The 23236-nt window shown below is 66.2% G+C and carries 26 protein-coding genes, 3 pseudogenes and 1 CRISPR repeat array (1 of these 30 cut by a window edge); of the genes and pseudogenes, 17 read left to right on the top strand and 12 right to left on the bottom strand.

All coding sequences use genetic code 11. From position 1 onward, the window contains the following. The first annotated feature begins 91 nt into the window (after positions 1–91). Together FHR32_RS18380 and FHR32_RS18375 are read left to right on the top strand one after the other, a co-directional pair. Positions 92–1165 carry a DUF4158 domain-containing protein gene (locus tag FHR32_RS18380; RefSeq protein WP_184755421.1) on the top strand — a complete coding sequence of 358 codons (1074 nt, stop codon included), beginning with the start codon at positions 92–94 and terminating at the stop codon, positions 1163–1165. A gap of 406 nt (positions 1166–1571) precedes the next feature. Continuing rightward, positions 1572–2093: a hypothetical protein gene (locus FHR32_RS18375; protein WP_184755420.1), complete on the top strand. Its 522-nt coding sequence runs from the start codon at positions 1572–1574 to the stop codon at positions 2091–2093. 183 nt (positions 2094–2276) lie between these two features. Here FHR32_RS18375 and FHR32_RS18370 read toward each other — a convergent pair whose 3' ends face one another. The 3 genes from FHR32_RS18370 to FHR32_RS47285 form a co-directional block, all read right to left on the bottom strand. Then, on the bottom strand, positions 2277–3008 hold the full coding sequence (locus tag FHR32_RS18370; protein ID WP_312882665.1) for an IS30 family transposase: 732 nt from the start codon (positions 3006–3008) through the stop codon (positions 2277–2279). A gap of 50 nt (positions 3009–3058) precedes the next feature. Then, positions 3059–4810 (bottom strand): IS1634 family transposase, encoded by a 1752-nt coding sequence (locus FHR32_RS18365; protein WP_184755385.1) that lies wholly within the window; start codon positions 4808–4810, stop codon positions 3059–3061. Positions 4811–4938: 128 nt separating this feature from the next. After that, on the bottom strand, positions 4939–5316 hold the full coding sequence (locus tag FHR32_RS47285; RefSeq protein ID WP_184755418.1) for a helix-turn-helix domain-containing protein: 378 nt from the start codon (positions 5314–5316) through the stop codon (positions 4939–4941). A 196-nt stretch (positions 5317–5512) separates the two neighbouring features. Between FHR32_RS47285 and FHR32_RS18355 the strand changes: the two genes are divergently transcribed. The 3 genes and pseudogenes from FHR32_RS18355 (at position 5513) to FHR32_RS18345 (ending at position 7194) form a co-directional block, all read left to right on the top strand. Further along, positions 5513–5761, top strand: a complete 249-nt coding sequence (locus tag FHR32_RS18355) for a hypothetical protein (protein ID WP_184755417.1) — start codon at positions 5513–5515, stop codon at positions 5759–5761. After that, on the top strand, positions 5758–6168 hold the full coding sequence (locus tag FHR32_RS18350; protein WP_184755416.1) for a type II toxin-antitoxin system VapC family toxin: 411 nt from the start codon (positions 5758–5760) through the stop codon (positions 6166–6168). Before FHR32_RS18355 ends, FHR32_RS18350 begins: the two co-directional genes overlap by 4 nt. Before the next feature lie 136 nt (positions 6169–6304). Next, positions 6305–7194 (top strand): annotated as a pseudogene (locus tag FHR32_RS18345) (transposase family protein). Positions 7195–7456: 262 nt separating this feature from the next. Here the strand turns inward: FHR32_RS18345 and FHR32_RS18340 are convergent. Beyond that, the gene (locus tag FHR32_RS18340; protein WP_184755415.1) at positions 7457–7720 is read right to left on the bottom strand and encodes a hypothetical protein; all 264 of its coding nucleotides are present in this window, start codon (positions 7718–7720) and stop codon (positions 7457–7459) included. A 354-nt stretch (positions 7721–8074) separates the two neighbouring features. Between FHR32_RS18340 and FHR32_RS18335 the strand changes: the two genes are divergently transcribed. Further along, positions 8075–8278, top strand: a complete 204-nt coding sequence (locus tag FHR32_RS18335; RefSeq protein WP_184755414.1) for a hypothetical protein — start codon at positions 8075–8077, stop codon at positions 8276–8278. Between the two features lie 200 nt (positions 8279–8478). Here the strand turns inward: FHR32_RS18335 and FHR32_RS18330 are convergent, their stop codons facing one another. Beyond that, the gene (locus tag FHR32_RS18330) at positions 8479–9150 is read right to left on the bottom strand and encodes a type 1 periplasmic-binding domain-containing protein (RefSeq protein WP_184755413.1); all 672 of its coding nucleotides are present in this window, start codon (positions 9148–9150) and stop codon (positions 8479–8481) included. A 175-nt stretch (positions 9151–9325) separates the two neighbouring features. On the opposite strand from FHR32_RS18330, the gene FHR32_RS18325 reads away from it, so the two are divergent. The 4 genes from FHR32_RS18325 to FHR32_RS18310 all read left to right on the top strand — a co-directional run bounded on the left by FHR32_RS18325 (position 9326) and on the right by FHR32_RS18310 (position 13849). Further along, a complete protein-coding gene (locus FHR32_RS18325) occupies positions 9326–10537 on the top strand; it encodes a HupE/UreJ family protein (protein ID WP_184755412.1) in 1212 nt (403 codons plus the stop codon). A gap of 117 nt (positions 10538–10654) precedes the next feature. Further along, a complete protein-coding gene (locus FHR32_RS18320) occupies positions 10655–12184 on the top strand; it encodes a purple acid phosphatase family protein (RefSeq protein WP_184755411.1) in 1530 nt (509 codons plus the stop codon). 164 nt (positions 12185–12348) lie between these two features. Next, positions 12349–13401 carry a COG1470 family protein gene (locus tag FHR32_RS18315; protein ID WP_184755410.1) on the top strand — a complete coding sequence of 351 codons (1053 nt, stop codon included), beginning with the start codon at positions 12349–12351 and terminating at the stop codon, positions 13399–13401. Between the two features lie 217 nt (positions 13402–13618). Next, the gene (locus FHR32_RS18310) at positions 13619–13849 is read left to right on the top strand and encodes a hypothetical protein (RefSeq protein ID WP_184755409.1); all 231 of its coding nucleotides are present in this window, start codon (positions 13619–13621) and stop codon (positions 13847–13849) included. 221 nt (positions 13850–14070) lie between these two features. Here FHR32_RS18310 and FHR32_RS18305 read toward each other — a convergent pair whose 3' ends face one another. Next, complete coding sequence (locus tag FHR32_RS18305) at positions 14071–14682, bottom strand: hypothetical protein (protein WP_184755408.1); 612 nt, start codon at positions 14680–14682, stop codon at positions 14071–14073. Continuing rightward, positions 14679–15230 (bottom strand): RNA polymerase sigma factor, encoded by a 552-nt coding sequence (locus tag FHR32_RS18300; protein ID WP_312882444.1) that lies wholly within the window; start codon positions 15228–15230, stop codon positions 14679–14681. The genes FHR32_RS18305 and FHR32_RS18300 overlap by 4 nt, the downstream gene beginning before the upstream one ends. Positions 15231–15416: 186 nt before the next feature. Here FHR32_RS18300 and FHR32_RS18295 point away from each other — a divergent pair, with 186 nt between their 5' ends. The 3 genes from FHR32_RS18295 (at position 15417) to FHR32_RS18285 (ending at position 17476) form a co-directional block, all read left to right on the top strand. Further along, positions 15417–15653 carry a hypothetical protein gene (locus FHR32_RS18295; protein ID WP_184755406.1) on the top strand — a complete coding sequence of 79 codons (237 nt, stop codon included), beginning with the start codon at positions 15417–15419 and terminating at the stop codon, positions 15651–15653. Between the two features lie 296 nt (positions 15654–15949). After that, positions 15950–16255 (top strand): hypothetical protein, encoded by a 306-nt coding sequence (locus tag FHR32_RS18290; RefSeq protein WP_184755405.1) that lies wholly within the window; start codon positions 15950–15952, stop codon positions 16253–16255. 6 nt (positions 16256–16261) lie between these two features. Continuing rightward, complete coding sequence (locus FHR32_RS18285; protein WP_184755404.1) at positions 16262–17476, top strand: hypothetical protein; 1215 nt, start codon at positions 16262–16264, stop codon at positions 17474–17476. Between the two features lie 485 nt (positions 17477–17961). Here FHR32_RS18285 and FHR32_RS44525 read toward each other — a convergent pair whose 3' ends face one another. From FHR32_RS44525 to FHR32_RS18265, 4 genes are all read right to left on the bottom strand, one after another. Continuing rightward, positions 17962–18231: a response regulator transcription factor gene (locus FHR32_RS44525; protein WP_312882443.1), complete on the bottom strand. Its 270-nt coding sequence runs from the start codon at positions 18229–18231 to the stop codon at positions 17962–17964. A 199-nt stretch (positions 18232–18430) separates the two neighbouring features. Next, positions 18431–19024 (bottom strand): hypothetical protein, encoded by a 594-nt coding sequence (locus FHR32_RS18275; RefSeq protein WP_221465456.1) that lies wholly within the window; start codon positions 19022–19024, stop codon positions 18431–18433. A 94-nt stretch (positions 19025–19118) separates the two neighbouring features. Continuing rightward, the gene (locus tag FHR32_RS18270) at positions 19119–19436 is read right to left on the bottom strand and encodes a winged helix-turn-helix domain-containing protein (RefSeq protein ID WP_184755402.1); all 318 of its coding nucleotides are present in this window, start codon (positions 19434–19436) and stop codon (positions 19119–19121) included. After that, positions 19436–19909 (bottom strand): hypothetical protein, encoded by a 474-nt coding sequence (locus tag FHR32_RS18265; RefSeq protein WP_184755401.1) that lies wholly within the window; start codon positions 19907–19909, stop codon positions 19436–19438. Before FHR32_RS18265 ends, FHR32_RS18270 begins: the two co-directional genes overlap by 1 nt. A 106-nt stretch (positions 19910–20015) precedes the next feature. On the opposite strand from FHR32_RS18265, the gene FHR32_RS18260 reads away from it, so the two are divergent. The 4 genes and pseudogenes from FHR32_RS18260 to FHR32_RS46025 form a co-directional block, all read left to right on the top strand. After that, positions 20016–20162: a hypothetical protein gene (locus tag FHR32_RS18260; RefSeq protein ID WP_184755400.1), complete on the top strand. Its 147-nt coding sequence runs from the start codon at positions 20016–20018 to the stop codon at positions 20160–20162. 253 nt (positions 20163–20415) lie between these two features. Next, positions 20416–21090, top strand: a complete 675-nt coding sequence (locus FHR32_RS18255; protein ID WP_184755399.1) for a hypothetical protein — start codon at positions 20416–20418, stop codon at positions 21088–21090. 119 nt (positions 21091–21209) lie between these two features. Further along, positions 21210–21467, top strand: a pseudogene (locus FHR32_RS43010) (integrase core domain-containing protein); the annotation flags it as partial. After that, positions 21397–21705 (top strand): annotated as a pseudogene (locus FHR32_RS46025) (tyrosine-type recombinase/integrase); the annotation flags it as partial. The pseudogenes FHR32_RS43010 and FHR32_RS46025, both read left to right, overlap by 71 nt. A 66-nt stretch (positions 21706–21771) precedes the next feature. Here the strand turns inward: FHR32_RS46025 and FHR32_RS18240 are convergent. Continuing rightward, the gene (locus tag FHR32_RS18240; protein WP_184755398.1) at positions 21772–22014 is read right to left on the bottom strand and encodes a DUF2283 domain-containing protein; all 243 of its coding nucleotides are present in this window, start codon (positions 22012–22014) and stop codon (positions 21772–21774) included. Between the two features lie 435 nt (positions 22015–22449). Next, positions 22450–23236: direct repeats of the CRISPR family, unit length 37 nt; unit sequence GTTGCGATCCTCACCGACCCCGAAGGGCCGGTGCTGG (it continues 2909 nt past the right edge of the window).

Below are 23236 nucleotides of genomic sequence, written 5' to 3'. Positions count from 1 at the left end.
GGAACTCGTATTCGGGTCTGTCCAGTAAACGTGTAACTCGATCTTCATTGGTTATCGGGAAGTCGGGGTCAGGCGGTCTCGGGGGTTACGGGTGACCTCGGTCGATCGGACTGCGTATCTCGGGTTTGCCAGGGTGGTGTCGGCGCGGGAGCTTGCGGAGGCGTTCACGCCGACCGATGCCGAGATCGGATGGGCGCGTGGCCGTACCCAGGATGAGCATCATCTGTTGGCGTTGGTGGTGTGGCTGAAGTCCTACCAGCGGCTCGGCTACTTCCCGAAGGTCGAGGATGTGCCGCTGGTCGTGGTCGGGCATGTTCGCGGGGCGCTGGGGCTGGCTGAGGATGTGGAACTGGAGCTGGAGCGGGCGGCCCGGTCGGCCAAGCGGCATCGCGAGTTCGTCCGCAAGCGGCTGGGGGTGACCTATGAGGCGGCCCGGATCCGGCAGGTCGCCGAGGACGCGATCCGGAAGGCCGTGCAGTCCAAGGATAATCCGGCCGACTTGATCAACGTGGCATTGGAGGAGCTGGTCCGCGCCCGGTGTGAGCTGCCGGGTTACATCACGCTGGACGCGATGGCCTCGGCGATCCGGGCCGAGGTGAACACCGGGTTCTTCCAGACGGTCGCCGGGCGGCTGGACGTGGCCGCGCGGTGCCGGCTGGCGCGGCTGCTGGTGGTCGACCCGGTCAGTCGGCGCAGCGAATTCGACCGGTTGAAGGACGCGGCGAAGGCGGCGTCGCTGAGCAAGTTCAAGGAGCGGTTGGCGCTGCTGGCCGACATCGAGGCGATCGGGCCGACCGGGGCGTGGCTGGAGGGCGTACCGCCCGGGAAGGTCGCGCACTTCGCGGGCGAGGCCCGGGTCACCGATGCCGCCGACATGCGCAAAGTGTCGGAGGACAGGCGGCTCACCTTGATGGTGAGCCTGGTGCACACGGTCGCGACCGGGGTCCGCGACGACGTGGTGACCATGTTCTGCAAGCGGATGGCCGCTCTCCACAAGAAGGGCCGTGATCACCTGGAGGCCCTGCGCAAGGTGCACCGCGCCGAGTCCGAACGGCTGCTGGGCGGCCTTGGTGATGTCCTGTCGGTGGTGCGCGAGGCCCTGGCCCCGAGCGACTCCGGCGGCGGCGGCGGGGTTGAGGAACAGCGGAACAGCCATTGGCGGTAAGCCGCCGCGTCGCAGGTCGCGGAAGGCTGTGCAGGGCGTCGGAGCGGAGTTCTCCAGGACTCCGCCCTCACCTCATCGGGCCCTGACCGCCTGGTCCTTTCGCATTCGACCAGCTCACCGCCACAACGAGAAACAAGATCTTTCTCACTGCCAACGGCTGTTTCGCTGTTCCTCAACCCCGGAAGCGCTGAGCAGGCCGAAGTTGTCAAGTGCGTCTTCACGTAGCCTCCGGGCAAGCCCATCCGCCTCGGAACGCTGGGGGGCGGCAACGTCCGCGCTTGCCTGCCGTCGCCACTGGCCGATTGGTTGATATCAAGGGCTTGGGCAGGTTTCCATCCCTCGTTGTGGATCTCTCGAATAATCTCTGCTCGGTGATCTGCTGGCTTGTCATGTTATGGAGGGTTGGATGGCAAATCTGGTCGAGCGTATCTCGGACGCGTTTCGGATCGACTACGGATCATTCTCGATCGTGGATGTGGACGGATTGTCGCGATCGCCCGCCGCGCTCGATCCGGAGAAGCTGTTCTCCCTTACCGACGAGGATGAGATCTGGCTCGCCGCCACTGCGAATATGGCGATCGCGCGAAGCCGCGCAGGTTACCACCACCGCGCCCGCATCACCCTGGAACTGTGGGAGGCAGAGCCTCCCACCAAGGAGGAGGGCGGGGTGGACAGGCGTACCGTTGAGCTCTTCAGCAGCTCGGGCAAGCTGAGGCCGACAAATTCCGTGGGAGAAGCGGGGCCGCTGCTTGACCTGAGAGTGCCAGAGGCCTCATGGCTGGTGCGCGGGCATCGCATCGCGAAGGCGGATCCCTTTGCCGACGTAGAGGACTTCGACGAGGACGACGACGATGATCTCGGACTGAGAATGGAGGGACTGGAGGAATTCCTGTTCCAGTTCTGGCCGGTGAACGCGCGCGAGGCGTGAGCGTGACGAGCCCCCGGACGATGCTTTCCCCCCGGGGGCTCCCTCGCTAATTAATGCGTTGGCCGCTGGCGTTGTAGAGATGGAGAATGAAGTCCTCGCCGTGCAGGATTCTGTCGTTCACATAGAAGCGACCGAGCCCTGCAATGGTATACGTTGCACCCCAGTCCGTGTTCTCCGGCGGCATCAATCGGTGGAGTGAATTTCAGCGGCGATCAGCTCAGCCATAACTTCAGCTGGCGTTTCATATCCTAACACTCTTCGCGGGCGAGAATTGAGCGAATCGGCAATTTCGTTGAGGATTCTAGAGTCATCGGGAATGACCGTTCCCTTGGGGAGATATTCGCGAATAAGCCCGTTTGTTTTCTCGTTGATTCCTCGCTCCCAAGGGGAATGAGGATGGGCGAAATAGACATCGAGCTCGGTGTCCACGGTGAGGGCGGCGTGCTTGGCCATCTCGCTTCCCTGATCCCAGGTGATCGATTTGAGGAAACGGTCGGGCAAGTCGGACACCTTGTCGATCAAGGCGTTGCAGACCGCGTCGGAGGTGCGGCCGTCGGGCAGCGCGATGATCGCGGTGAAGCGACTGGTTCGCTCGACCAGGGCGCCGGCGGCCGTTTTGCCGGCTTTGCCGATGATGAGGTCGCCTTCCCAGTGGCCGGGGACCTGCCGTCCAGCGACCTCCTCGGGACGGTCGTCGATGGAACGCATCCCCACAATCCGGGCGCCCGGCACCTTGGTGTGGCCCCGCGGCTTGCGTTCGGTGCGTCCCGAGCGCAGCTGAATGCCTTGAACGGCCGGCTCACCCTTGGGCAACGCGTACATCCAGGTGTAAATCGCCTCGTCCTGCGTTCCGCGTAATTCGGAGCGGCTAGAGCTCGAAACCGGTGCTTGACCTGGGGAAACGCGTGGAGACACACCGGATGGGCGTTTCTCTAGTCCGCGCACAGGTCCGAGCTTAGGAAGGATCAGGAGAGAGCAGCGAGCTCGATGATCTGCTGGGGCGCAGCGATACCGAGTTTGGTCAGCAGGTCGCGGTGGACCTTGGTGGGCTCGGTGCGCTGACGGAAGCGGCCCGCGGGGCCATGGAAGGTACCGATCTGCAGACGGTTGAGGTGACGGCGAATGCTCACCCAGGTGTCGCCGACGGTGTTTTCGATGATGCGGACCAGCAGCAGGGCCAGCCAGCACAAGATGACATGGGCGCGGATACGTTCCTCGCGGCGGTGGTAGACGGGCCGCAGATCGATGATCGACTTCATGTCGCGCCAGCCGCGCTCGACCTGCAAAAGCTGCTTGTAGCCGACGGCGATGTCGGCGGCCGGTAGATGCGGGTCCGAGCAGCGCAGCAGGTATTTGCCGTCCAGGTTGGCCTCAGCGTTGATCGCGCGGGCGTTGATCCGTAAGCGCCCGCCGGGGGTGGTGCGCAGATAGCGGTTCAGCGCGGGCCTGGCGCTGATCTTCCCGCGTAGCTCGGCCCGTTTGATCACGCTCAGCGTGTCGGAGCCGTCGATCAGCTCGCGCAGTTGGGTGATGAGTTGCTCGCGGACGTGGGCGTCGCGGGCGGCCGCCTCGGGGTTGTGGCAGATCACGAACCGTTCGTGCTCGCTGACCTTGACCTCTTTGATGCGCATGTTCGCGGTGATGTCGGCGTAGCGGCCCTGCCGCGACAGCGCGGTGGTGATCTCGGGGCTGTCGGAGCGCAGCTTCTCGCCGATGATGTAGTGATGATCGCCCCTGCGCAGGTAGCGGCGGTTGGCCGCGGAGGCGAACCCGCGGTCGGCCACCCACACGATCTTGGACAGGGTCCAGTCCCGCATGTCGTCCTTGACCTGCCGGATCAACGCTGAATCGGAGGTGTTGCCCGGCCAGGACCATACCCGGACCGGGATGCCGGAGCGGGTGACGGCCATGCCGATGACGATCTGCGGCAGGTCGTCGCGGGAGTCCTTGGACTTGCCGTAGGTGCGAAATCCGGCCCTGTCCTGCTCGCCGTCGCCGTCGCCGTCGCCGTCGCCGTCGGATGCGGATGCGGATGCGGATGCGGATGGGGAGACCGGCAGTCCGTGCTCGTCGCGAGCGATCGGCTCGTCGGCCTCGTCGAGTTCGAAGTAGGTGCTGGTGGTGTCGAAGAACAGCAGGTCCACCTCCAGATTGAGCTGGTTGGCGACCTGGTTGTAGATCTCGGCCTCCAGTCGTTCGCGGACGTCGTGTAGCCAGTCCATGGCCCGGTAGCAGGCGTCGTCGCTGGTGGCGGCCAGGCCGTCGATGTGGGCATCGTTGCTGATCCAGTCGGCGGCAGCCAGTTTGGACGACGGAGCCAGGGCGCGGTTGGCGACCAGAGCGAACAGCACCCGCTCGGCCGAGACGTCACGGGGCCGGCCGCGGCGGCCCTGCAGGAGCTGGATGAGGATCTGGTCGATGCCCAGCCGGCGCCATATCTGGTCCAGTGCGTAGGTGCCGCCGTAAGGGCGTGATTCTAGGAACGCCAGGCCGGGGGCCGTGGTGGCGGCCAGTGCTTCGGCCGGGTCCAGCAGCTTGGATAGAGAGGCGACCAGCCGGGTGATCGCGGTGCGGTCGAGTTGGTCTTCCCGGCCGAAGCTGTGCAAGATTTTGGGCACGGAGCGACCTGCGACCGGGTCCCACTCGTTGTGGGCCAGGTGCAGGTAGCGGACTGCCGTGCCGTTCTTGGTCTTCCGGCTGGTGGTCTTCACATACATCGTCTCTAGACGATACCCACCCAAACCCGGAGCTAACGGGGCAATCTGCCCAGGCGTTTCTCTAGGCGATTTCAGGCCGCAGCTCTAGTCACACCATTCTGACCTGCAAGTTTACCCGGTCGGAGTCTCTAGTGACCGCTAATTACGCGGAACTCGGGCTCGTGAGACACCACCTTTCCAGGGTCCCCGTATCCGCGCTCGCGACGCAACCGGCCAGCGATCTGATCAGGCGACCAACCCACCTGGAGACCGTGCACGACGTGTTTCCGCAGATCGCCGTCCTCCTGGAGTTTCCGGCATTTCGGGCGCGACCGCGAGGTGGCCGCGTTCGCGTCGGCCCGATGTGCCCGGTATCCGTCGCGTCCCCCGTGTCGGCTGATCTCTTGAGACACCAACGACGGAGTACGGCCGATGTGCGCCGCTATGTCCGTTCCGGACATCTTCGCCACCAGGCATCGCGAGATCTCCTCGCGATCTTCAAGTGTGAGCGGCCTGCGCGTACCCATCGACCCTCCATAGTCACCGTGTGTCACGAGGGCCGAGCCTGTCACGCTTCAAGATCTACTTCAGGAAGATCAATCTGCGCTCGCTCAGGCGGGTTTGCCACTTCGGGGTGCCGCCTCTGCCCATGATCGTCCAGAGCCGTTGTTAGGAGATCCGTTAGCAAGCGACGGCCGGGTGCGGCGGCGTAGACTCGACAGCATGAGCGCGGCGCATGAAGAGTACGAGGACCTCCATCGCCTGGTCGACCGGCTGACCCCGGATCAGGCGCGGGCCGTACGTGCCGTTGTCCTTCAGCTCGTCCCGGCTGAAGAACATCAGGGGACTCCCCTGCTCGAAGACGGCCGCTATCGGCGTTTCCCCTTCGCCAAGACCATGCACGCTGAACACGACCTGGCCGCACGCTCGGAAGACATCATCCGCAACGAACTCGGCCGGTTCACTGCATGATCATCTGTGACACCGGCCCCCTCGTCGCGCTGTTCAACGCGGACGATAACGACCATAAACGCTGTCTCGACTTCCTCGAACGTCACCCCGGCCCACTGGTCATCCCCGGCCCAGTACTCACCGAGGTTTGCTGGCTCATCGAATCCCGCGTCGGCCCCGAGGTCGAAGCCCAGTTCCTCCAGTCAATCGTCGACGGCGTTCTCACCCTCGAAGCCGTCATCAGCGCGGACATCGCCCGGATGGCCGATCTCGTCCGAGCCTACGCCGACTTCCCATTGGGCGCCGCCGACGCCTCCGTGGTCGCTGTAGCCGAACGCCTCAACGTCCATGAGATCGCCACCCTGGACCTCCGCCATTTCCACGTCGTGAAGCCCAAGCATGTCAGCGCCTTCACACTGCTTCCGTAGTTCTCGCGCACCCCTCCCTGGCCAAATAGACACTTGAGCAATGGGGAAGCGCGCGAACGAGGGCTGGGTCTGTCCAGTAAACGGCTCTGTCGCAGATTCGGTGGTGACCGAACGTCCTGCTGCGTCACGGTGAGTTGTGCGTGATGTCAACGAACTGGTGAGTACGGTGTTTTCGGGGTTATCGCCGCTGGTAGTGCAGGACGTGGCGGACGAAGGCGAGCGGATCCGGGTGCGGGCGCGAACCCCGGACGGGTCGGTCGCCTGTCCGGGGTGCGGGGCCCAGACGACGCGCGTGCACGGCTATCACGAGCGGAGCGTGGCCGATGTGCCGGTCGACGCACGCCGCGTGCTGGTGGTGGTACGGGTCCGCCGCCTGGTCTGCCCGACACGCGGCTGCCGCCAGACCTTCCGCGAACAGCTCCCCGGGGTGCTGGAGCGCTACCAGCGGCGCACACCCCGTCTGACCTGCCAGATCGGCGCGGTGGTCCGCGAGCTGGCCGGACGCGCCGGCACGCGGGCCTTGTCCGTCCTGGCCATGCGCCTGTCCCGGCATACCGCCCTGCGCATCCTGCTGCGCCTGCCCTTGCCACAGCCACCGGTGCCCCGGCTGCTGGGGGTGGACGACTTCGCTTTTCATCGCGCCGCCTGGCCCGGCTCTTGCTCACCCGGCCCGGCAATCTGACCGACACCCGCCGGCGCCTGCTGGACGACCTCACCACCGCCTGCCCGGAGATGATCGAGTTGGCCGGGCTCGTCCGCGGCTTCGCCGACCTGCTCCAGCCGCGTGACGGCAACGCCGACCGCCTCAATGCCCGGATCACCACCGCCCGTGCCGCCGATCTACCTCACCTGCACGCTTTCACCCGCGGCCTCGACCAGGACCGCGATGCCGTCCGCGCGGCCCTGACCTTGCCCTATCACAACGGCGGCACCGAAGGCGTGGACACCAAGACCAAGCGCATCATGCGCCAGATGCACGGCCGCGCCGGTTTCACGCTGCTCCGCCACCGCATCCTCCTGGCCTGACGCTCCGTCACCACCGAAAGAGAGACAGAGCCCAGTAAACGGTGTAACTCGATCTTCATTGGTTATCGGGAAGTCGGGGTCAGACGGCCTTCGAAGGTGATGGCGAAGGCGTTCAAGGCGGCCTTCCACCGCGTGATCCAGCGTTTGCGGCAGTTCCCTGAGTCAGCCCCTTCATGTGCCAACGACCTTGACACGCGACGCAGGGCGGCCGTCATCGAAGGTCGTGGCCTCGACCACCGGGCCTGTGGTGTTGGCCTGAGGTTCAGCTATGTGTGGAAGCCACCACCGGGCCGACGGCACGGAAGACGATCGTGAAAGAGCCCACTGCCGCGTCGATTTGGTAGGCGTAACAGCCAGGAGTTCGTAATCGGGTCAAGGATGGATAGTCTCGCCAGCCGCCGGGCAGTGCATCCTTGGTCGGATCGAGTAAAAATTCTTCGACGGCTGGGTCGTCGAACCTGACGTCGCCAGGCCCGTCGAGTTGCCGGCCGCGGATCAGAACCGGTGTGGTCAGCGCGGGATTCACCGCCCACGCCACTTTCTGACCAGCCCAGGTAGGGTCTGCCCACCCGTCTGCGGGACCGGGTGCAAGGTAATCCAGGCGGCCGTCTCCCAGCCCTATTGGCCCGACCAGCCATCCGCACTGAACCGGCCCCAGGGCCTTGTCCGGTCGCGTGGCATTGGTGGTGACCGGACATCGCGTTCCCGGTTGATGACGCTCAACCGTCCAAGGGCGACGTAGTTGCGCTACGGGATCCGGTCCGGCATTTCCATGCCTGCTTTCGGCCGGTGGAGCGGGACTTGCGCTGCAGCTGACCATCACGAGAGCCAGCGCAACGACCAGGAAGGGGAACCGATACCTCACGAATCCTCCTACACCATGAGGTCTCGGAAGGTTCCGGGTTCACAGCGTCGCCGCGGCTACCGCTGGGGACGGACCCACCTTGCACTCGCCGAGGCCGCGCGCTTCCGGCTGCGGCTGGTGTCAGGCCAACCCGAGCCGCTCGCCGACGCCGCCTTCGCACACATGGACGCGCTGCGCGGCGCGACCGACCAGATCGCCCCGGCCACTTACGACGAGTAGCGAAGTCAGCGATCGTCACGGCCGCAACTCGAACACTTCATTACGAGTTAGAACACGAACGTCCAGGACTGTCCACGGCTGTCTCCTGATCCATAGCAGGGATCAGGAATGTCTACAGCCGTCCACGACCAGGGCCGAAGCGTTCTCGGATCATGAGATGACGGACGACGGAAGGGTCTGACCTGGGAGTCGAGTCGAGCCTAGTCGAGCCAGATCACGATGCCGGTTAAGCCGTTGAGCACGGCCGCGGCACCGGCCCGGACGGCGCGCCCGGCGCGCTCGGGGGTGAAGGTGGCGGGATCGTACGTCGAGGACATGCCGAGACCCTCACCGCGGAACGACGCACCGGCCCAGTCGGCGGCGGTGACGTTCGCCGTGGGCTCGGCCAGCTCGGCGCCGACCACGAGGAACTGCTGGTCGAGGTGGTTGGGAGTGACCATGGCCAGGGGGTCGATGAGGTCGTTGCCGGCGCTGATGATGAGGTCGGGCTTCATGGCGATCGCCCTGCTGATGCGCGGAATGAACTGGTCCGGCTCCATGGCCGTGAGGGTCTTGAGGCTGACGTGCTCCTCCTTGGCCCACTCCGTCACGGCACTCACCAGCGTTTTGGTCTGGGGGTCGTCCCCCGCGGTGAGCAGCACCACCCGGTAGCCCTCCGACGGACGGACTCCGTTCCAGGAGCCGGGTCGCGGCGTGATCGTCGCCTCCGGGGCGGGCGATGCGGCCGGGAAGAACCCCGGGCCGGGGGTGCCGACGGCGGTGGGCTTAGCGTGCGGCCGGGACCAGTCGTCGCCGGAGCTGCATCCGCTGACCAGTAGGGCGGTCGCGACTGCCGCGACCAGTGTGCTGGTAGGCAGAAGTCGAGAGCGCATAGAGATCGTCCTCCGGGGGCGGCGGGAAGTGCGCCTACTTCCTACCTCATTGCTTGCGGCCTTCGGTGCGGGGGCTGTCTCCGCCGGACTTGGTTCGTCGCCGGTTTGCGCGCGAGATGCCATTCGTTCATCTGAGTCGAGCAGATTTCGTACGCCAAACCCGAAAAGGAGTCATATGTCCCCCGCCGCTCGGCGTCGTGCCGGTGCTGTCATCGCCGCCGTAGCCGTGGCCGTCCTGCTCAGTGCCGTGCCCGCTCTTGCCCACGGGTTCACCTCGACCGTGTACGCCGACCTCACCTCGCCCGAGACCGGGCACGTCCGCACCGAGCTCCAGCTGGAGTACGACCTGCTCGTCGTCTCCGCCGCCGACTACGAGAAGGATGATCCACTCTTCCGGGCGGGCACCGCGGCGTTCGAGGCCGGTGACGCGGCGGAGCAGGCCGCCGCGCTCGACGCCCACGCCGACTCGGTCGTCGTGTACGTGACCGAGCGCTTCGGCGTCACGGCCGGGGGCAAGGCGTGCACCCCGGTCCGGGACGGCGACTTCACGATCGGGCAACGCGAGGGTGTCCCGTACGCGCTGCTGTTCCTCGACTACCGGTGCCCGGAGTCCGCTGAAGCGCACGAGGTGCGCAGCGGGCTGTTCCCGGGCTCCGAGGGCTATGTACGCGACAGCAAGACGATCGTCACCTACGACCTCGACCTGAAGTCCGGAAGCACCGCCCTCGACGCTCAGCATCGGTCGTTCTCCACGCAACAGTCCTGGATCGAGCGGTTCTGGCAGTTCTTCCGGCTCGGAGCCGAGCACCTGCTCAGCGGACTCGACCACATCCTGTTCCTGCTGGCACTCATCGCGGGATCACGCCGCCTGCGCGAGATCGTGCTGGCGGCGACGACCTTCACGCTGGCCCACTCGGTGACCTTCATCCTCGCCGCTCTCGGCCTCGTGCAGGTGCCCGCGTCGTTCGTCGAGCCGGTCATCGCCCTCTCGATCGCGGTCGTGGCGGGCTGGCATCTGTGGCGGATCTGGCGACGCCGATCGCACGCCACAGATCTCGAGACGGTCGGTCACGGTCACCTCAGACTGGACCGCGCGGGCTGGACGCGGCTCGCGGTGGTCTTCTGCTTCGGCCTCGTACACGGTCTCGGCTTCGCCGCGGCACTGGGGATCGACCAGGCCTGGTCGTGGACGCTTCTGTGGTCGCTGCTCGTCTTCAACGTGGGCATCGAGGTCGTCCAGCTGGCGATCATCATCGTCGTCTTCCCGCTGCTCGCCCTGGTGCGCCACCGCCAACCGGCCGCGGGGCTGTGGACGACCGGGGCGATCGCAGCGGGTGTGTCCGTGATGGGCCTGGTGTGGTTCGTGCAACGAGTTCTCGGAATCTGAGATCACGTCACAACTTCTGGCAAGCGCAACAGTCCGCCCGCCCCACGTTCACCTCCAAGACACTGCTTTCCGGAAGCTTGACAAACCTCCTCAATACCCCCAAATGGATGGAAACCAATGAAGCTCGACAAGGGGACACAGGGCCTCGGGCTTGTTCTGCGCCGGGTCGCCATGAGCGCCACCGCGGCGGCCATCGGCGTCACCGCAGTGTTCGGCAGCGGCCTGACGACCGCGGCCCGCGCTGACAGCGCGATGCTCACCGGCATCATCCTCGGCGTGGGCGCCAACGAAACGCAGCGGGTCGTGTCGTGGTACTCCTCGACCGACACCGCGCAGGTGGTCCAGGTCGCGCCGACTTCCAAGATCGTCAACGGCCAGTTCCCCGCAAGCGCCGTCACCTTCCCGGCCACGGTCACCGCCAACAGCGTCAACGGCGGCTACAACGCTCACGTCACGATCGACAGCCTGAAGCAGAACACCGCGTACTCCTACCGTGCGGGTGCCGAGGGCGCTTGGTCCCCGACGTACTCCTTCACGACCCAGGACTTCAAGGGCAACAACCTCGATTTCCTGTTCTTCGGCGACCCGCAGATCGGCTCGTCCGGCAATGTGGCGAAGGACCAGGCCGGTTGGCAGGACACCCTGGACGTCGCCCTCGCCGCCGACCCGAAGGCCGAGCTGCTGGTCTCGGGCGGTGACCAGGTCGAGACCGCCAACACCGAGACGCAGTGGACCGCCTTCCTCGCACCCGACAAGCTGCGCCAGTACCCGTGGGCCGCCACCATCGGTAACCACGACGTCGGCGGCAAGGCGTACGAGCAGCACTTCTGGACGCCGAACACCGACCGTTCCGCGCCGTACTACAACGGCAGCGCGACGACCCGGTCGGGCGGCGACTACTGGTTCATGTACAAGAACGTCCTGTTCATCGACATCAACAGCAACGCCTACGCCAACGGCGCCGACGCCGCGCATATCAACTACATCACCAACGTCGTCAAGGAGCACGGCGCCGACGCCAAGCACACGGTGCTCATCTACCACCACGCGATTTACTCGCCGGCCAGCCACGCGAACGACAGCGACAACCAGCAGCGTCGTCAGGACTTCCCGACCGCCTTTTCGAAGCTCGGCGTCGACCTGGTCCTGCAGGGTCACGACCACAGCTACTCCCGCAGCTACGTGATCAAGAACGGTCAGAAGGCGAACAAGGACGAGCAGCCCGGTGCCGCCGAGGTGGTCAAGGGTCCGGGCGGCGTCATCTATGTGACGGCGAACTCCGCCTCGGGTTCGAAGTACTACGACCTCACCGCTCCGAACACGACCAAGGACCCGAACTACGGCCCCGACCCGCTGAACCCCAAGAGCCACTGGGCCAACTCGGTCGAGAACCAGGAGCACGTCCGCACCTACGTGAAGGTCCAGGTGCGCGGCAACAAGCTCGTCGTCGAGAACATCCGCAGCGGCACCTGCGCTGCCCCCAACGCCGCGGTGGAGCTGGGCCAGGAGTCGTGGTGCGGCCCGAACAACGGCGCCGGCGCTGCTCAGCCGGTCGGCTCCACCGTCGACAAGGTAGTGATCCACACGCAGAACAACAAGGCCAACGAGCACACGCCGGCCGCAGCTGAGTCCGACTGGCTTCAGTAGACGACCGAGGGTGGTGCCGGGCCCCTCACGCTCACCGTGCTGAGCTGATCCGGCCCGCTCAACCTGGTGGGGTGTGCACCGTCGAGTGCCCACCCCACCACACGTCTTCCACCCACCGCGTGTCTTCCATCCCGCCGCTCCCAGAACTGCCCGAGGACCATCAGATGCACCCGTCCAGACCGCGTACGACCACAGCAGCCGGATCCCTCACCCAGGCCACCGTCGTGGTGCTGCTCGCCGCGCTCGGCTTCCTCGGAGTGGGGACGGGACCTGCTGCGGCGACGGACGGCGAGGTCTCCTGGGCGGTCACGACGGCCTCCAACGACTTCGGGTACGGCCGGCAGAACTACAGCTACGCCCTCGACCCGGGCGGGCAGCTCCAGGATGGTCTCGTGGTCGTCAACCACGGCACGACGCCGCTCCACCTGGCCGTGTACGCCGCCGACGGGTTCACCACCAAGCAGGGCCGGCTCGACCTGGTCGCCAAGGACGCGAAGTCGACCGGGGTGGGTGCGTGGGTCCACACGGACCGGTCCGACGTGACGGTTCCGCCCGGCAAGTCGGTCGAGGTGCCGTTCACGGTCGCTCTTCCGGACAACGCCGCGCCCGGCGAATACATGGGCGGCATCGTCACCTCGCTGACGCAGGCCGGCGAAGCGGACGGGATCGATGGGGACCGGCGTCTCGGCATCCGGATCCTTCTGCGCGTGGGTGGAGAGCTCAAACCGAGCATGTCGGTAGAGGACCTGCGCGTGCGCTACTCGGGCACGCCCAATCCCTTCGGGAAGGGTGACGCCACCGTCACGTACACGATCCACAACACGGGCAACGCCATCCTCACCGCTCGGCAAGCGGTGTCCATATCCGGCCCCCTCGGGCGCTTGGGCGTCCACGCGGGGCAGATCGACGACTCGCCTCAGCTGCTCCCAGGCGACACCTGGAAGGTCTCCGTGCCGGTACACGGAGTGGCTCCCGCGCTGAGACTGACGGGGATGGTCGCCCTCGTCCCGCTACTCACCGACGTGTCGGGCTCGGTCGCCCCGCTCGCCAACATTGAGAGCACCACGCACGCCTGGACCATCCCCTGGGCACTGCTGCTTTTCCTCATCGTCCTTTGCGGGCTCGTCGTCGCGGCTCTGGCTTCCCGGCGCCGCCGTCAGACCAAGCTCCGCGTCCAGGAGGCTGTCGAACAGCCGCTTCGCGAGCGGGAGGATTGACGCGATCCCCGGCCTGAAGGACTCTGCCGGCAATTTCAGTGAACGACGTTATTGATCATGATTCAGATGGGACCGTGCCCTGAACCGGTGATCGGTATATCGGAGGGTATGAGTTTGGTGTCGATGCGGCCGAGCCTGTTGGCGGAAGTCCCGCCGGTCACCCGGCAGATCGCGCGTGCCGCGTTCCCCAAGGGCAGTTTGCCCATGAGGATCAGGGATGAGCTGGGCGTGCTGTTCGAAGACGCCGCTTTCGATCGCCACTCACGTGCTGGCGGCGGTCCGTACGGTGAATCGGCTGGAGCAGGTCAGCGAGACCATGCGGTATGCGCTCAACACGCTGGCCGCCGCGGCACCTGAATGGCTCGAATCACGGATCGAGCCGCACTGGTCTGAACGTTATCTGCAGCGCGCCGACAGCTATCGGCTACCCGCCCCAGCCGCGCCCTGAGGCCATGGACTTCCGGTTACGCGTCCCGGAACCGTTACGCGCGTCTCCGGAACCGGCTCCGTGATCGCTTGCCACCACCGCCCTCGGCGTCCAGCAATGACGACCGTTGACAGGAGAGAAAGATGGCGGGATCCCGCCCGATCAAGCTGATCGAACGGGACCCCTGATAGATCACCTTCGGGTGGTCTCACCTTGACGGGCGGATCAGCTCCCTACGAAGATCAATTTCCTGCGGGGGGCCGGCCGGGGCCGTCGACGTCGTTCCAGAGCGGGTCTGCGACGACGACGCATGGCTTGACCTGGCCATTGACCACATACGCGGAGAACTGCCACTTCACCTCCGGCTTCTTCGACGCAGAGGTCTGGTCCTTCCTCTCGCTGAACGCCATCACCAAGGTCTGCCCCTTCCCGACGTACCGGGGATCGATCTCCAGCCCCGTGAGAAGCAGGCGAGCGGCCTTGTCGGACGCGGAGTCCTTCCACTCCTTCGGGGAGCCGCCCCCGACGATCTCGCCCCTCTCCCCCTTGCATGACTTGCCGGGCTTGAGGTAGGTGATGTCGGCGGGCACCCCCATCCTCGTCAGATCCTGTTCCAGCTTGTCGGCGTCCCTGAACTCGTTGAGTTTGACGTTGATCGTGCCGTCGGCGTTCTTGGTCACCGCGTACGCGGACTGCTCCGCCCCGGTCAGCAGCGGCACCGCGATTGCCGCCGCCGCAGCCAGCCCGGCCACCGCCGCCCCCGTGAACAGGCGGCGGCCGGTGCGACGACGTCGTTCGGCGCGCGCGGTGATTTCGGCCTTCAGTTCCATCAGTATCCGCTCCTCGAAACTCATCCCGGTGTTCCTTCCATGACGAGGGGCAGTCCCTGCAGCGTGCGGCGAGCGCGGTGCAACCGCACCTTGGCGGTCCCCGGCCGGATGCCGAGGGCCGTCGCCGCTTCGGTGACCGTGAGCTGGTCGATGACGACCAGTTCCAGTACGGCGCGCTCCCCCTCGGGCAGGTCGGCCATGGCCTTGAAGGCCCGCCTGGCGGGCCGCTCCGCATCAATGCGCTCTTCGAGCCTGGCAACGTCGTCGGTGTCCAACGGTCGTCGCCCGCTCACCCGGCTCGTCAGCCGCGACTCCTTGAACGCCCGGCGCCGCTCGGTCGAGAGCGTGTTGCGTGCCACGCCGTACAGCCACGCGATCTCGGTCCCCAGCCCGGCCCGGTAGGTGTGGGCGGAGTCAAGCACCGCCATGAACACCTCTGCCACCAGGTCGGCGACCGTGTGCGGGTCGTCGACGCGCCGAGCGAGGAAGCGGGTGACCGCGTCGACGTGCCGCCGGTAGAAGGCTTCGAACGACACGTGATCTGTGGCGATCTCCGCCTGTTTGCGACGCACCGGCATGCTCCCTTCGTCGATTAACACCCCTGCTTGGTCAGAACCGTCCAAAGGGTTACAAGAGGGCGGTGGCTCTCCGTTCCTCCGGCCCGATCGAAGCCCTCTCTGTCAGACTGCTGTGAGACACGGACGTATGAGTCCTTTTGATGTTAAGAATGGCGAGACGGGACGATCGAGACAGTGACGATGACCTTCGCTGATCAGGCCGCCATGACGGGGCAGGACGGTCAGGTGGCAGACAAACGGCCGAGCCGGCCGGTGCGCCGGACGCTCACCGCGGCTTACAAGGCGCGGATCCTGGCGGCCTACGACGCGATGCCCGAGGGCAGCGCCGAACGTGAGGGCCTGCTCGGACGGAACGTCGCCGCGCGGTCCATGCCTCCCCGCAGGTTGGCTCCCAAAGGCTCCGAAGACACCGGTTGAGCACCGGAAACGGGAAGGCCCCTGACGGCGTAATGCCTGTTCAGGGGCCTTCTTCGCTGCGAGCCGACGAGGGGAGTCGAACCCCTGACCTTCTGTTTACAAGGCAAGGGCAGCCGCCTCGTCCTCGGCGTGCGGGAGCGGGCCTTCGCCAGGTGTCCGGGAGGGCGTCCGCACATGACCGGTCCGGCCGCGAGCCCGTAAAGGCCGCCAGCCCGGGAGCACTCCAACTGGTGATCTAGATTGCTACCCTGCCCGGTACATTGTCGACGGACATGCCGGAAAAGGAGCAACAGGCGATGCGAGTTGACCCGACGTCGCTGGCCGACGCCCAGGGCCAGACGGAGGATGCGGCCCACCGACTCGCGTCGGCACTGCGCCGAGCGCTGACCGGGACCGGTGGTCGGGCATCGGGAGACCCGCGGCACCCGGGAGCGGAATTCGACGAGGAGTACGCCCGGCTCATGGAGCACGCGCCCCAGGCGCTGAGCTCGCTGACCGACCGGGCGGCCGATCAAGCGGCCCGCCTCTTCAAGGCGGCCGCCACGCATGCCGCGGCCGAGCAGAGCGCGGGCAACACCGTCCAGCGCATCGCGGACAGGTGAGCGACCATGAGCCTGGAGCTGCCCGCTGGGCTGGCGTCGCTGCACGGCTTGCTGGGGGATGACGCGCCGTGGCCGGATCCCGACGAGGACGAGCGCCTGCGGTCAGCCCGTGCCTGGTTCGATCTGGGGGAAGAGGTGAAAGCGGCCTCTGCCCAGCTGGACCACGTAGCGGAGCTGGTGTCGGCGCGCAACAGCGGAGACGACGTCGACGCCTTCGACAGCGAGTACAACGACGAGGAGGGGCTGCGGCAGACGCTGGCCAAGGGCGGAGCCGCCGCTAACCTGACCGGGCTGGGAACGCTGGCCGTGGTGCTCTTCCGGGTCGTCTGGAAGGGCATCGTCATCTACTCCCTGGCCATGCTGCTGCTCGCGCTGATGCGTGCGGCGCTGAGCGGCCCGTCCGGAGGGATCTGGGCCGCCTTACGGGTGGCCTACTCCCGCCGCTCGCTCCGCTATCTGCTGGAGCGGCTGAAGCTCAACATCGGGCAGATCACGATCAACACCGTACGGCAGGCAAGGGGCCTGCTGTCCACGGCCGCCTTCGTCACCGCCGGCTACTCCCTCACACCACTCCCCATAATGATCAAGAGCGCCGGCATGTTCAAGTCCGACGAACAGGCCCGGCGTGAGACGGAGCAGGTGCTCAACGCCACGCCTATGGGGCGGGAGGCACTCGCCTGGGCGCGGGAGCACGGCGTGGCCATCCTGTACCAGAACCTCGGAGACACCTGGGCGGCCGGAGTATACACCGACTGGCTCAACATAATCCAGGTGGACACCTCCGGGTCCACCACCACACCCGCAGACATGGCCGCCGCCGTGGTGCACGAGGTCAATCACGCGCGCCGGGACGGGACACCAGACCCTCTCCTGATGAGCCGCGAGGAGTACATCGCCGCCGCGATCGACGAGGAAGCGGCGGGCGAGGTGCTCAGCATCAAGTTCGGTGGCCAGTACGAGAAGGCTCACGGTAGCCAGGGGTCGTGGAGCCAGTACGAGTACGACTACCACGACAGCTACGAGAACGCGGTCAAGCAGGCCGAAACCGACCGCCGGAACGCCGGGGAGGCGCCACTGACCGCGAGCGAGAGGCAGCGGATCGGGGAACAGAGCGGGCAGGCGGAGATAGCCAAGCAAATGCGCCACTCCCCCTATCCGCAGCAGTTCGGCGATGCGTGGGACAAACGCTTCCTCACGATGCCCACCGACAAGTTGTACTGAGAGGCGCTCGCGGCGCCGGTACCGCGCGGTGGGCACGCGGTACCTGCTGGTCCAGAGGCGTTTGAGTTCACCACCGGTCGACTCCCCTCTTCAAGGAGGACACCGTCCTTGCGGTCAGCTATGTCCTGACAAACGAGAAGCCCCTGGACAAGATCCCTGTTCAGGGGCTTCATATGCAGAGCCGACGAGGGCAATCGAACCTCTGCCCCTCTGTTACCAGGTTCCCAAACGCTCGCCATGGGCGTTCAGACCAGTTCGCCGTGCAGGTCGCGCACGAGCATCCTGTTCAGATCAGTCCAGTTCGGTCCGGGGCCGTACGGCCCGTTGGCTCCCAAGCTCGACCTTGACCGTGATGTCTTGTTCTCGGGCCGCGCCGGTTGCGGTGCACTGGTACTCGACGATGCCAGTCACGACGACCGTATCCTGCCGCAGCCCGGAGACGGCGGCATGCACTGGGACGACGGACCCTGGCCGTTCGAGCTGACCTATCCGGGACCACGCGGGACGAGGCCGCACTCGTATCCGAGGATCACCGCCTGGACCCGATCGCGTAGCTGGAGTTCCGTGAAGATACGTCCGACGTGTGTGCGTACCGTGCCGTCGGACAGGTGCAGTTCCTGCACGATTTCGCCGCTGGACCGGCCGCGCGCGATCAGGACGAGTATCTCGCGTTCGCATGCGGTCAGCGCACCGCCGGCTACCTCGACCGCCGCCGGCGGGCAGGTGGTCCACTGGCCGATCTGCGTGAACCGCACGGCCGCGCTACGACCAAGCCCAGTCGGTCGGCTGTACCTCAGCCCCGACCAGGATCGACGAACGTGACATCGATCGGTGCGAGGATGAAGAACCGGAACAACTCCCGTTCCGCAACGGCCTGTCCGAGCAGGCTCGGAAGCGCGGTCGGTAAGAGCTCGTCTGTGCTGCACAGCGCCAGGTTGCCCAGGCTCCTCTTCTTCAGTGCCCCTCCGGGGCCTCCGTCAGGAACGCTGTGACCAGTTCCGCCGGGTTGGCAGCTCTGGTCAAAGCGAACATCTCGTCGGGGTTGAACATGTCATAAAGGACCACCGGCAGCGGCCGCCCCAGGGTCTCGACGATCCGGCCATCGGCGTGGAGCCGCCGCGCCAGATCGACGCAGAGTTCGTGGAACTGCCCGTCAAGCCGTTCGCCACGCTCGTCCTGCTCTTGTTCGGAGAGCCCGTCCTCGTCCTCGTACCAGAGGCCCTGCGCCACCGCCTCCCGCCGATGCAACTCAGCACCGGCTGGGTCGTGTTCGGGATCGTGGCCAACGATGCGGACCCCCTCCAGCCCGGACTGCGGGAAATAGGCGTAACTCCAGCGGGCCTCCCATGCCTCCGGCGGGCTCGGCTCCGCCAGCAGCCGGGCTACCTCGGTTTCGGTGTTGTAGCCGATCGCCAGGTACGGGAACCGGGGGTCTTGGTCGACGCTGTCGATCCGGAACGTGACGGTGTAGATCTCGGACGCCGACTCTTCTGGAAACTCTGCCAAGGTGCGCACAGCCACCTGCTCCATGTGCCGCCGGAACGTCATCGAGAACTCTCCTCAACGGGCCTGCGGGATCACAGCGATCGTCATGGCGGAACTCTAACGCTGCCCAACTACCAAAGTCCTCGTCAGCAAGGATCTAGTCGGTGGTGGGCTGGCCGGCGGAATCGCGAGCGAGGGCGACGATCCGCTCCAGGGCCGCCGCGTGCCGCTGGAAGGCCAGCCGTCCCTGTGGGGTGAGCTGCACGTACGTCCGCCGCGCCCGCTTGTCCTGGTCCTTGCGGACGATGACGTATCCGGCGGCGGCCAGCGCGGAGACCTGCTTGGACAGCGCCGAGTCGCTGGTGCCGACCGAGTCTCTGAGAAAGCCGAAGTCCACCCACTCGGCCGGCGCCAGCAGCGCCACGACCGACAGACGCGCCGGGACGTGCAGGAACTCGTCGAAGATCGGATCCATCAGGCGGCCCCGCCGCCCTGCTGGACGATCGACTTCATGATGGAGCGGTTCACGGGCGTGGCCGCGACGTACGCCACGGCCGCCACGATCGCGCCCGCGGCGGCCTGTGACAGCAGCCCCTGAGGCGGCAGGTCGAACAGCGCGAAGGCGGCAATCCGGCCGATGCTGAAGGCCACCATGATGCAGGCCAGCAGCCCGCTGTGGAACAGGGCCTCCTGGCGGGTGGCCTTCCGGCGGACCGAGGCCCGGTGCTCGTAGACAATCCCCACGCCCGCGTACAGGACCATCCCGAGCGCCAGGACGACGAAGTTCCAGGGGCGCGGGAGGTCGAGGGCCGCGAAGGCGATGAAGAGGCCGAGCGCGGAGATGACCACGCGCGGAAGCGCGAAGCTCTGGCGGACGATCTGCTCCCGGGTCCTGTCCTGGAGGCGGTGGATGTCGTCGAGCGAAGTCTGGGCGTCGTGTTGGTTCATGGGACCATCCCTCCGAAGTCGACTACTACTTTCCTGTGAGGAAAATACCATCTATTTTCCCCACAGGAAAGTGGTCGGCATGTGAAGGGCTGGGCCGGCGGGGCGGTTGAACGCGGACGACTGGGCGAGGGCCGCGCTCCTGGCCCACGTCGGCCACCCCACCTACGGCCTGGACGCCCTCCGCGCCGACCTGGAACGCTTCACCTTCCTCCTCGGAGGCAGTGACGAAGAGGACCTCTTCGGCCAGCGCTGACACCGGCCGCCAGCGCCGCGGCCCAGCGCACCGGCAAACGCCCGCGCCAGGTGCGGTCACTTCTCGCGAACATCGATCATGGTTCCCGTTCCCAAGCGCGGTCAGAACTCACGAACATTCGCGGCCACTTCTCGCGAACAAAACCACATGATGCACTGGCATCGGTGCTCGGCTCGCCCGAGGCGCCGAGGCGCTCTGCCGCCAGGTGGGATCGGAACCGAGCTCTCGCCGGCTCGTGCGGAAGACTGGCGGAATGACTCTCGCTTCCGCCGAGGACATCCATGCCTACCTGGCCGACCGCCTGAATCTGGCGCTGCGACGGCCGGGGATGATGGGTGGGGAGATCGGCATCACCCTCCTGATGGACCCGCTATTCGTGGCCGAACGCCAGCCGGAAGGATGGCCTGCGATGCAGCGCGACCTCGCAAGGCGAGGAGTGTGGTCCGCCCGCGGAGTGACTGGGGCGTTCGCCCACCTGCTTCCAGCACACGGCGCGACAGGACACGTCGAAGAAACCGCCTCCGTCTATGCCGAGCTCGCGCAGCCACGAGGCTGGCTCCGACCTGATCGAGTCCTCACTACTGATGAGTACGCCAACCTGCGCCGAACCATGATCGATTGGGTCGCATCCGACCGCACCTGGACCGACGTCACCAGTGAGTACGGCCAGCCCTCAATGCTGTTCGGAGGAACCAACCCCCTCTACAGCAAGACCTTGGGCTACATGAGCAACGAGCCCAATGAACCGATGGTCGCGTTCCATCTCTGGAACGGCCCCGAGCCCGGGACTGATACCACCTGGCCATCTGCCCACCCCGAACCGCTACTGATTGCGATCCGCCTCGGGCTCGGCCAACTCGCCGAGACACTCACATACACCCCGACAGGTCACCGGCTTCGGCCCACGAACGCCACGGCAGAGATCTGACCACCGCCACCGGCACCCCGAGATGTCCGCCTGCCCGATCCCTGCCATCACGTGGCGGGCATGTTCGCAACGTGGGCACCCGCGCCCCATCGAGCGAATCAGCGTGCGAGGTCGGAAAATGCAACGAGCTTGGCGTGCGCCAGTCGATGGGCGCCGTCGGATCGAGCGCCGACAACAGCGCCGCCGAGGCGTTCAACGCCACCCTCAAGCGCGAGACGCTGCAGGGTGCCAAGCGCTGGCCGACGGCCCGTGCCGCCCGACTGGCCGTCTTCAAGTAGATCACTCGCTACAACACCCGAAGGAGACATTCCGCCCTCGGACAGCGCAGCCCGATCGACTACGAACAGCGCTCCGATAGAGTGCTCAAAGCAGCATGAACCCCGTGTCCACACTCCGGGGGGAAGGCCCAAGCCGATCTACCCCGACACGGTGAGTGCCCTCATGCCAAAGCTGATCAACGCACACAACAAGACGAAGCCTGATGTCCCGCTCCCCCACGCGCGGCTTCACGACCTCCGCCATGTCCACGCGACCACGCTCCTCCTGGCCGGCGTCCCCGTCCGCGTCGTGGCGGCCCGACTCGGACACGCCGGCCCGGCCATCACCCTCCGCGTCTACGCCCACGTCATCCACGAGCAGGCCGCCACAGCCGCGGACATCTTCGCCCAGGCTGTCAAGAGCTCAGCCCGAGACCTCGTTCTCCCCCAAGGACTCTCCCTCGTCGGAGAGCCCTTGTTTGTGTTCGGGGCTCTGCTCTCCCGGCCAGGCGGCGAGGATCTCGATGCCGATCACCTTGCCGTCCTTGTCAAGGTCGAAGTTCACCATCGCGTCGTCCACCGTGACCGTCTTCACCGCACTCCCCGGAGGGGTCGGGCCGTGCAGGTAGACGTAGGTGCCTTCGGCTTCCGGATCGTAGGTCCACATGCCTGGATGCCACTTCAAAGCCGCCGGTCCTCCCACTGTTAGCAAAGGTGTTAGCAAGATCGCGAAATCGCCTCGACAAAGGGAAAGCCCCTGACGGCGTAACGCCTGTTCAGGGGCCTTTCTCATTGCGAGCCGACGAGGGGAATCGAACCCCTGACCTTCTGTTTACAAGCCAAGGGCAGTATGCACGTCACAGGGCTCATGTGCTGGTCAAGCGGTAGATGCAGGTCGGTGGCGTGTGATCGTGTAAGGCGGCGTTGCTGTATGCGACTGCTGTACAGCAACATGCCCCGGCCCCTGAGACAGAGAGCATGCCATGCAGCGCACTCTTCTCGGCCGCCTGCACGCTCATACCGGCTCGATCAACGCCCACCTCACCGACCCCAGGGGGCCGGTGCTGGCCCGGATGCGTTCCGGATCGAGGGTGGCCGCATAGTTGCGATCCTCACCGGCCCCGAAGGGCCGGTGCTGGGCGGTCGGGTTGTCCGGGTTGGCCGGGGCCGGCGGGGAGTTGCGATCCTCACCGGCCCCGAAGGGCCGGTGCTGGCTGAGCCGTCACGCGCTCGATGTTCCAGTAGCCCCAGTTGCGATCCTCACCGACCCCGAAGGGCCGGTGCTGGTGGAGAGCGAACGTCGCACCGTTGTTGACCGAGATGTTGCGATCCTCACCGACCCCGAAGAGCCGGTGCTGGCGGTCCGCACGTAGGTGAAGTTCGGCCCGGGTCGACGTTGCGATCCTCACCGACCCCGAAGGGCCGGTGCTGGCCCCGGGACTGTTCCACCAGTTGCCGGGGCTCTACATGTTGCGATCCTCACCGACCCCGAAGGGCCGGTGCTGGTGGGACCAGGCGCCGCCCGAGGACGGCCACCGGGAGTTGCGATCCTCACCGACCCCGAAGGGCCGGTGCTGGAGGAACGGGCCGAGCGCCTGGAGCGTGAGGCCCGTGTTGCGATCCTCACCGACCCCGAAGGGCCGGTGCTGGGCTCGGCCGCGGCGTGATGCCATCGTCCTCGTACCCGTTGCGATCCTCACCGACCCCGAAGGGCCGGTGCTGGGTCGGCTCCTCCTCAGCGATCCGCTTCACGGTCATGTTGCGATCCTCATCGACCCCGAAGGGCCGGTGCTGGCAGTTGATCTGTGGTCCTGGCCTCTACCGGCAGATCGTTGCGATCCTCACCGACCCCGAAGGGCCGGTGCTGGCAGTTGATCTGTGGTCCTGGC

This window comes from Streptosporangium album (genome assembly GCF_014203795.1).
Taxonomy (GTDB): Bacteria; Actinomycetota; Actinomycetes; order Streptosporangiales; family Streptosporangiaceae; genus Streptosporangium; species Streptosporangium album.
Note: the sequence above shows the minus strand (reverse complement) of the source record. Positions and strands in the feature narration are given on the sequence as shown.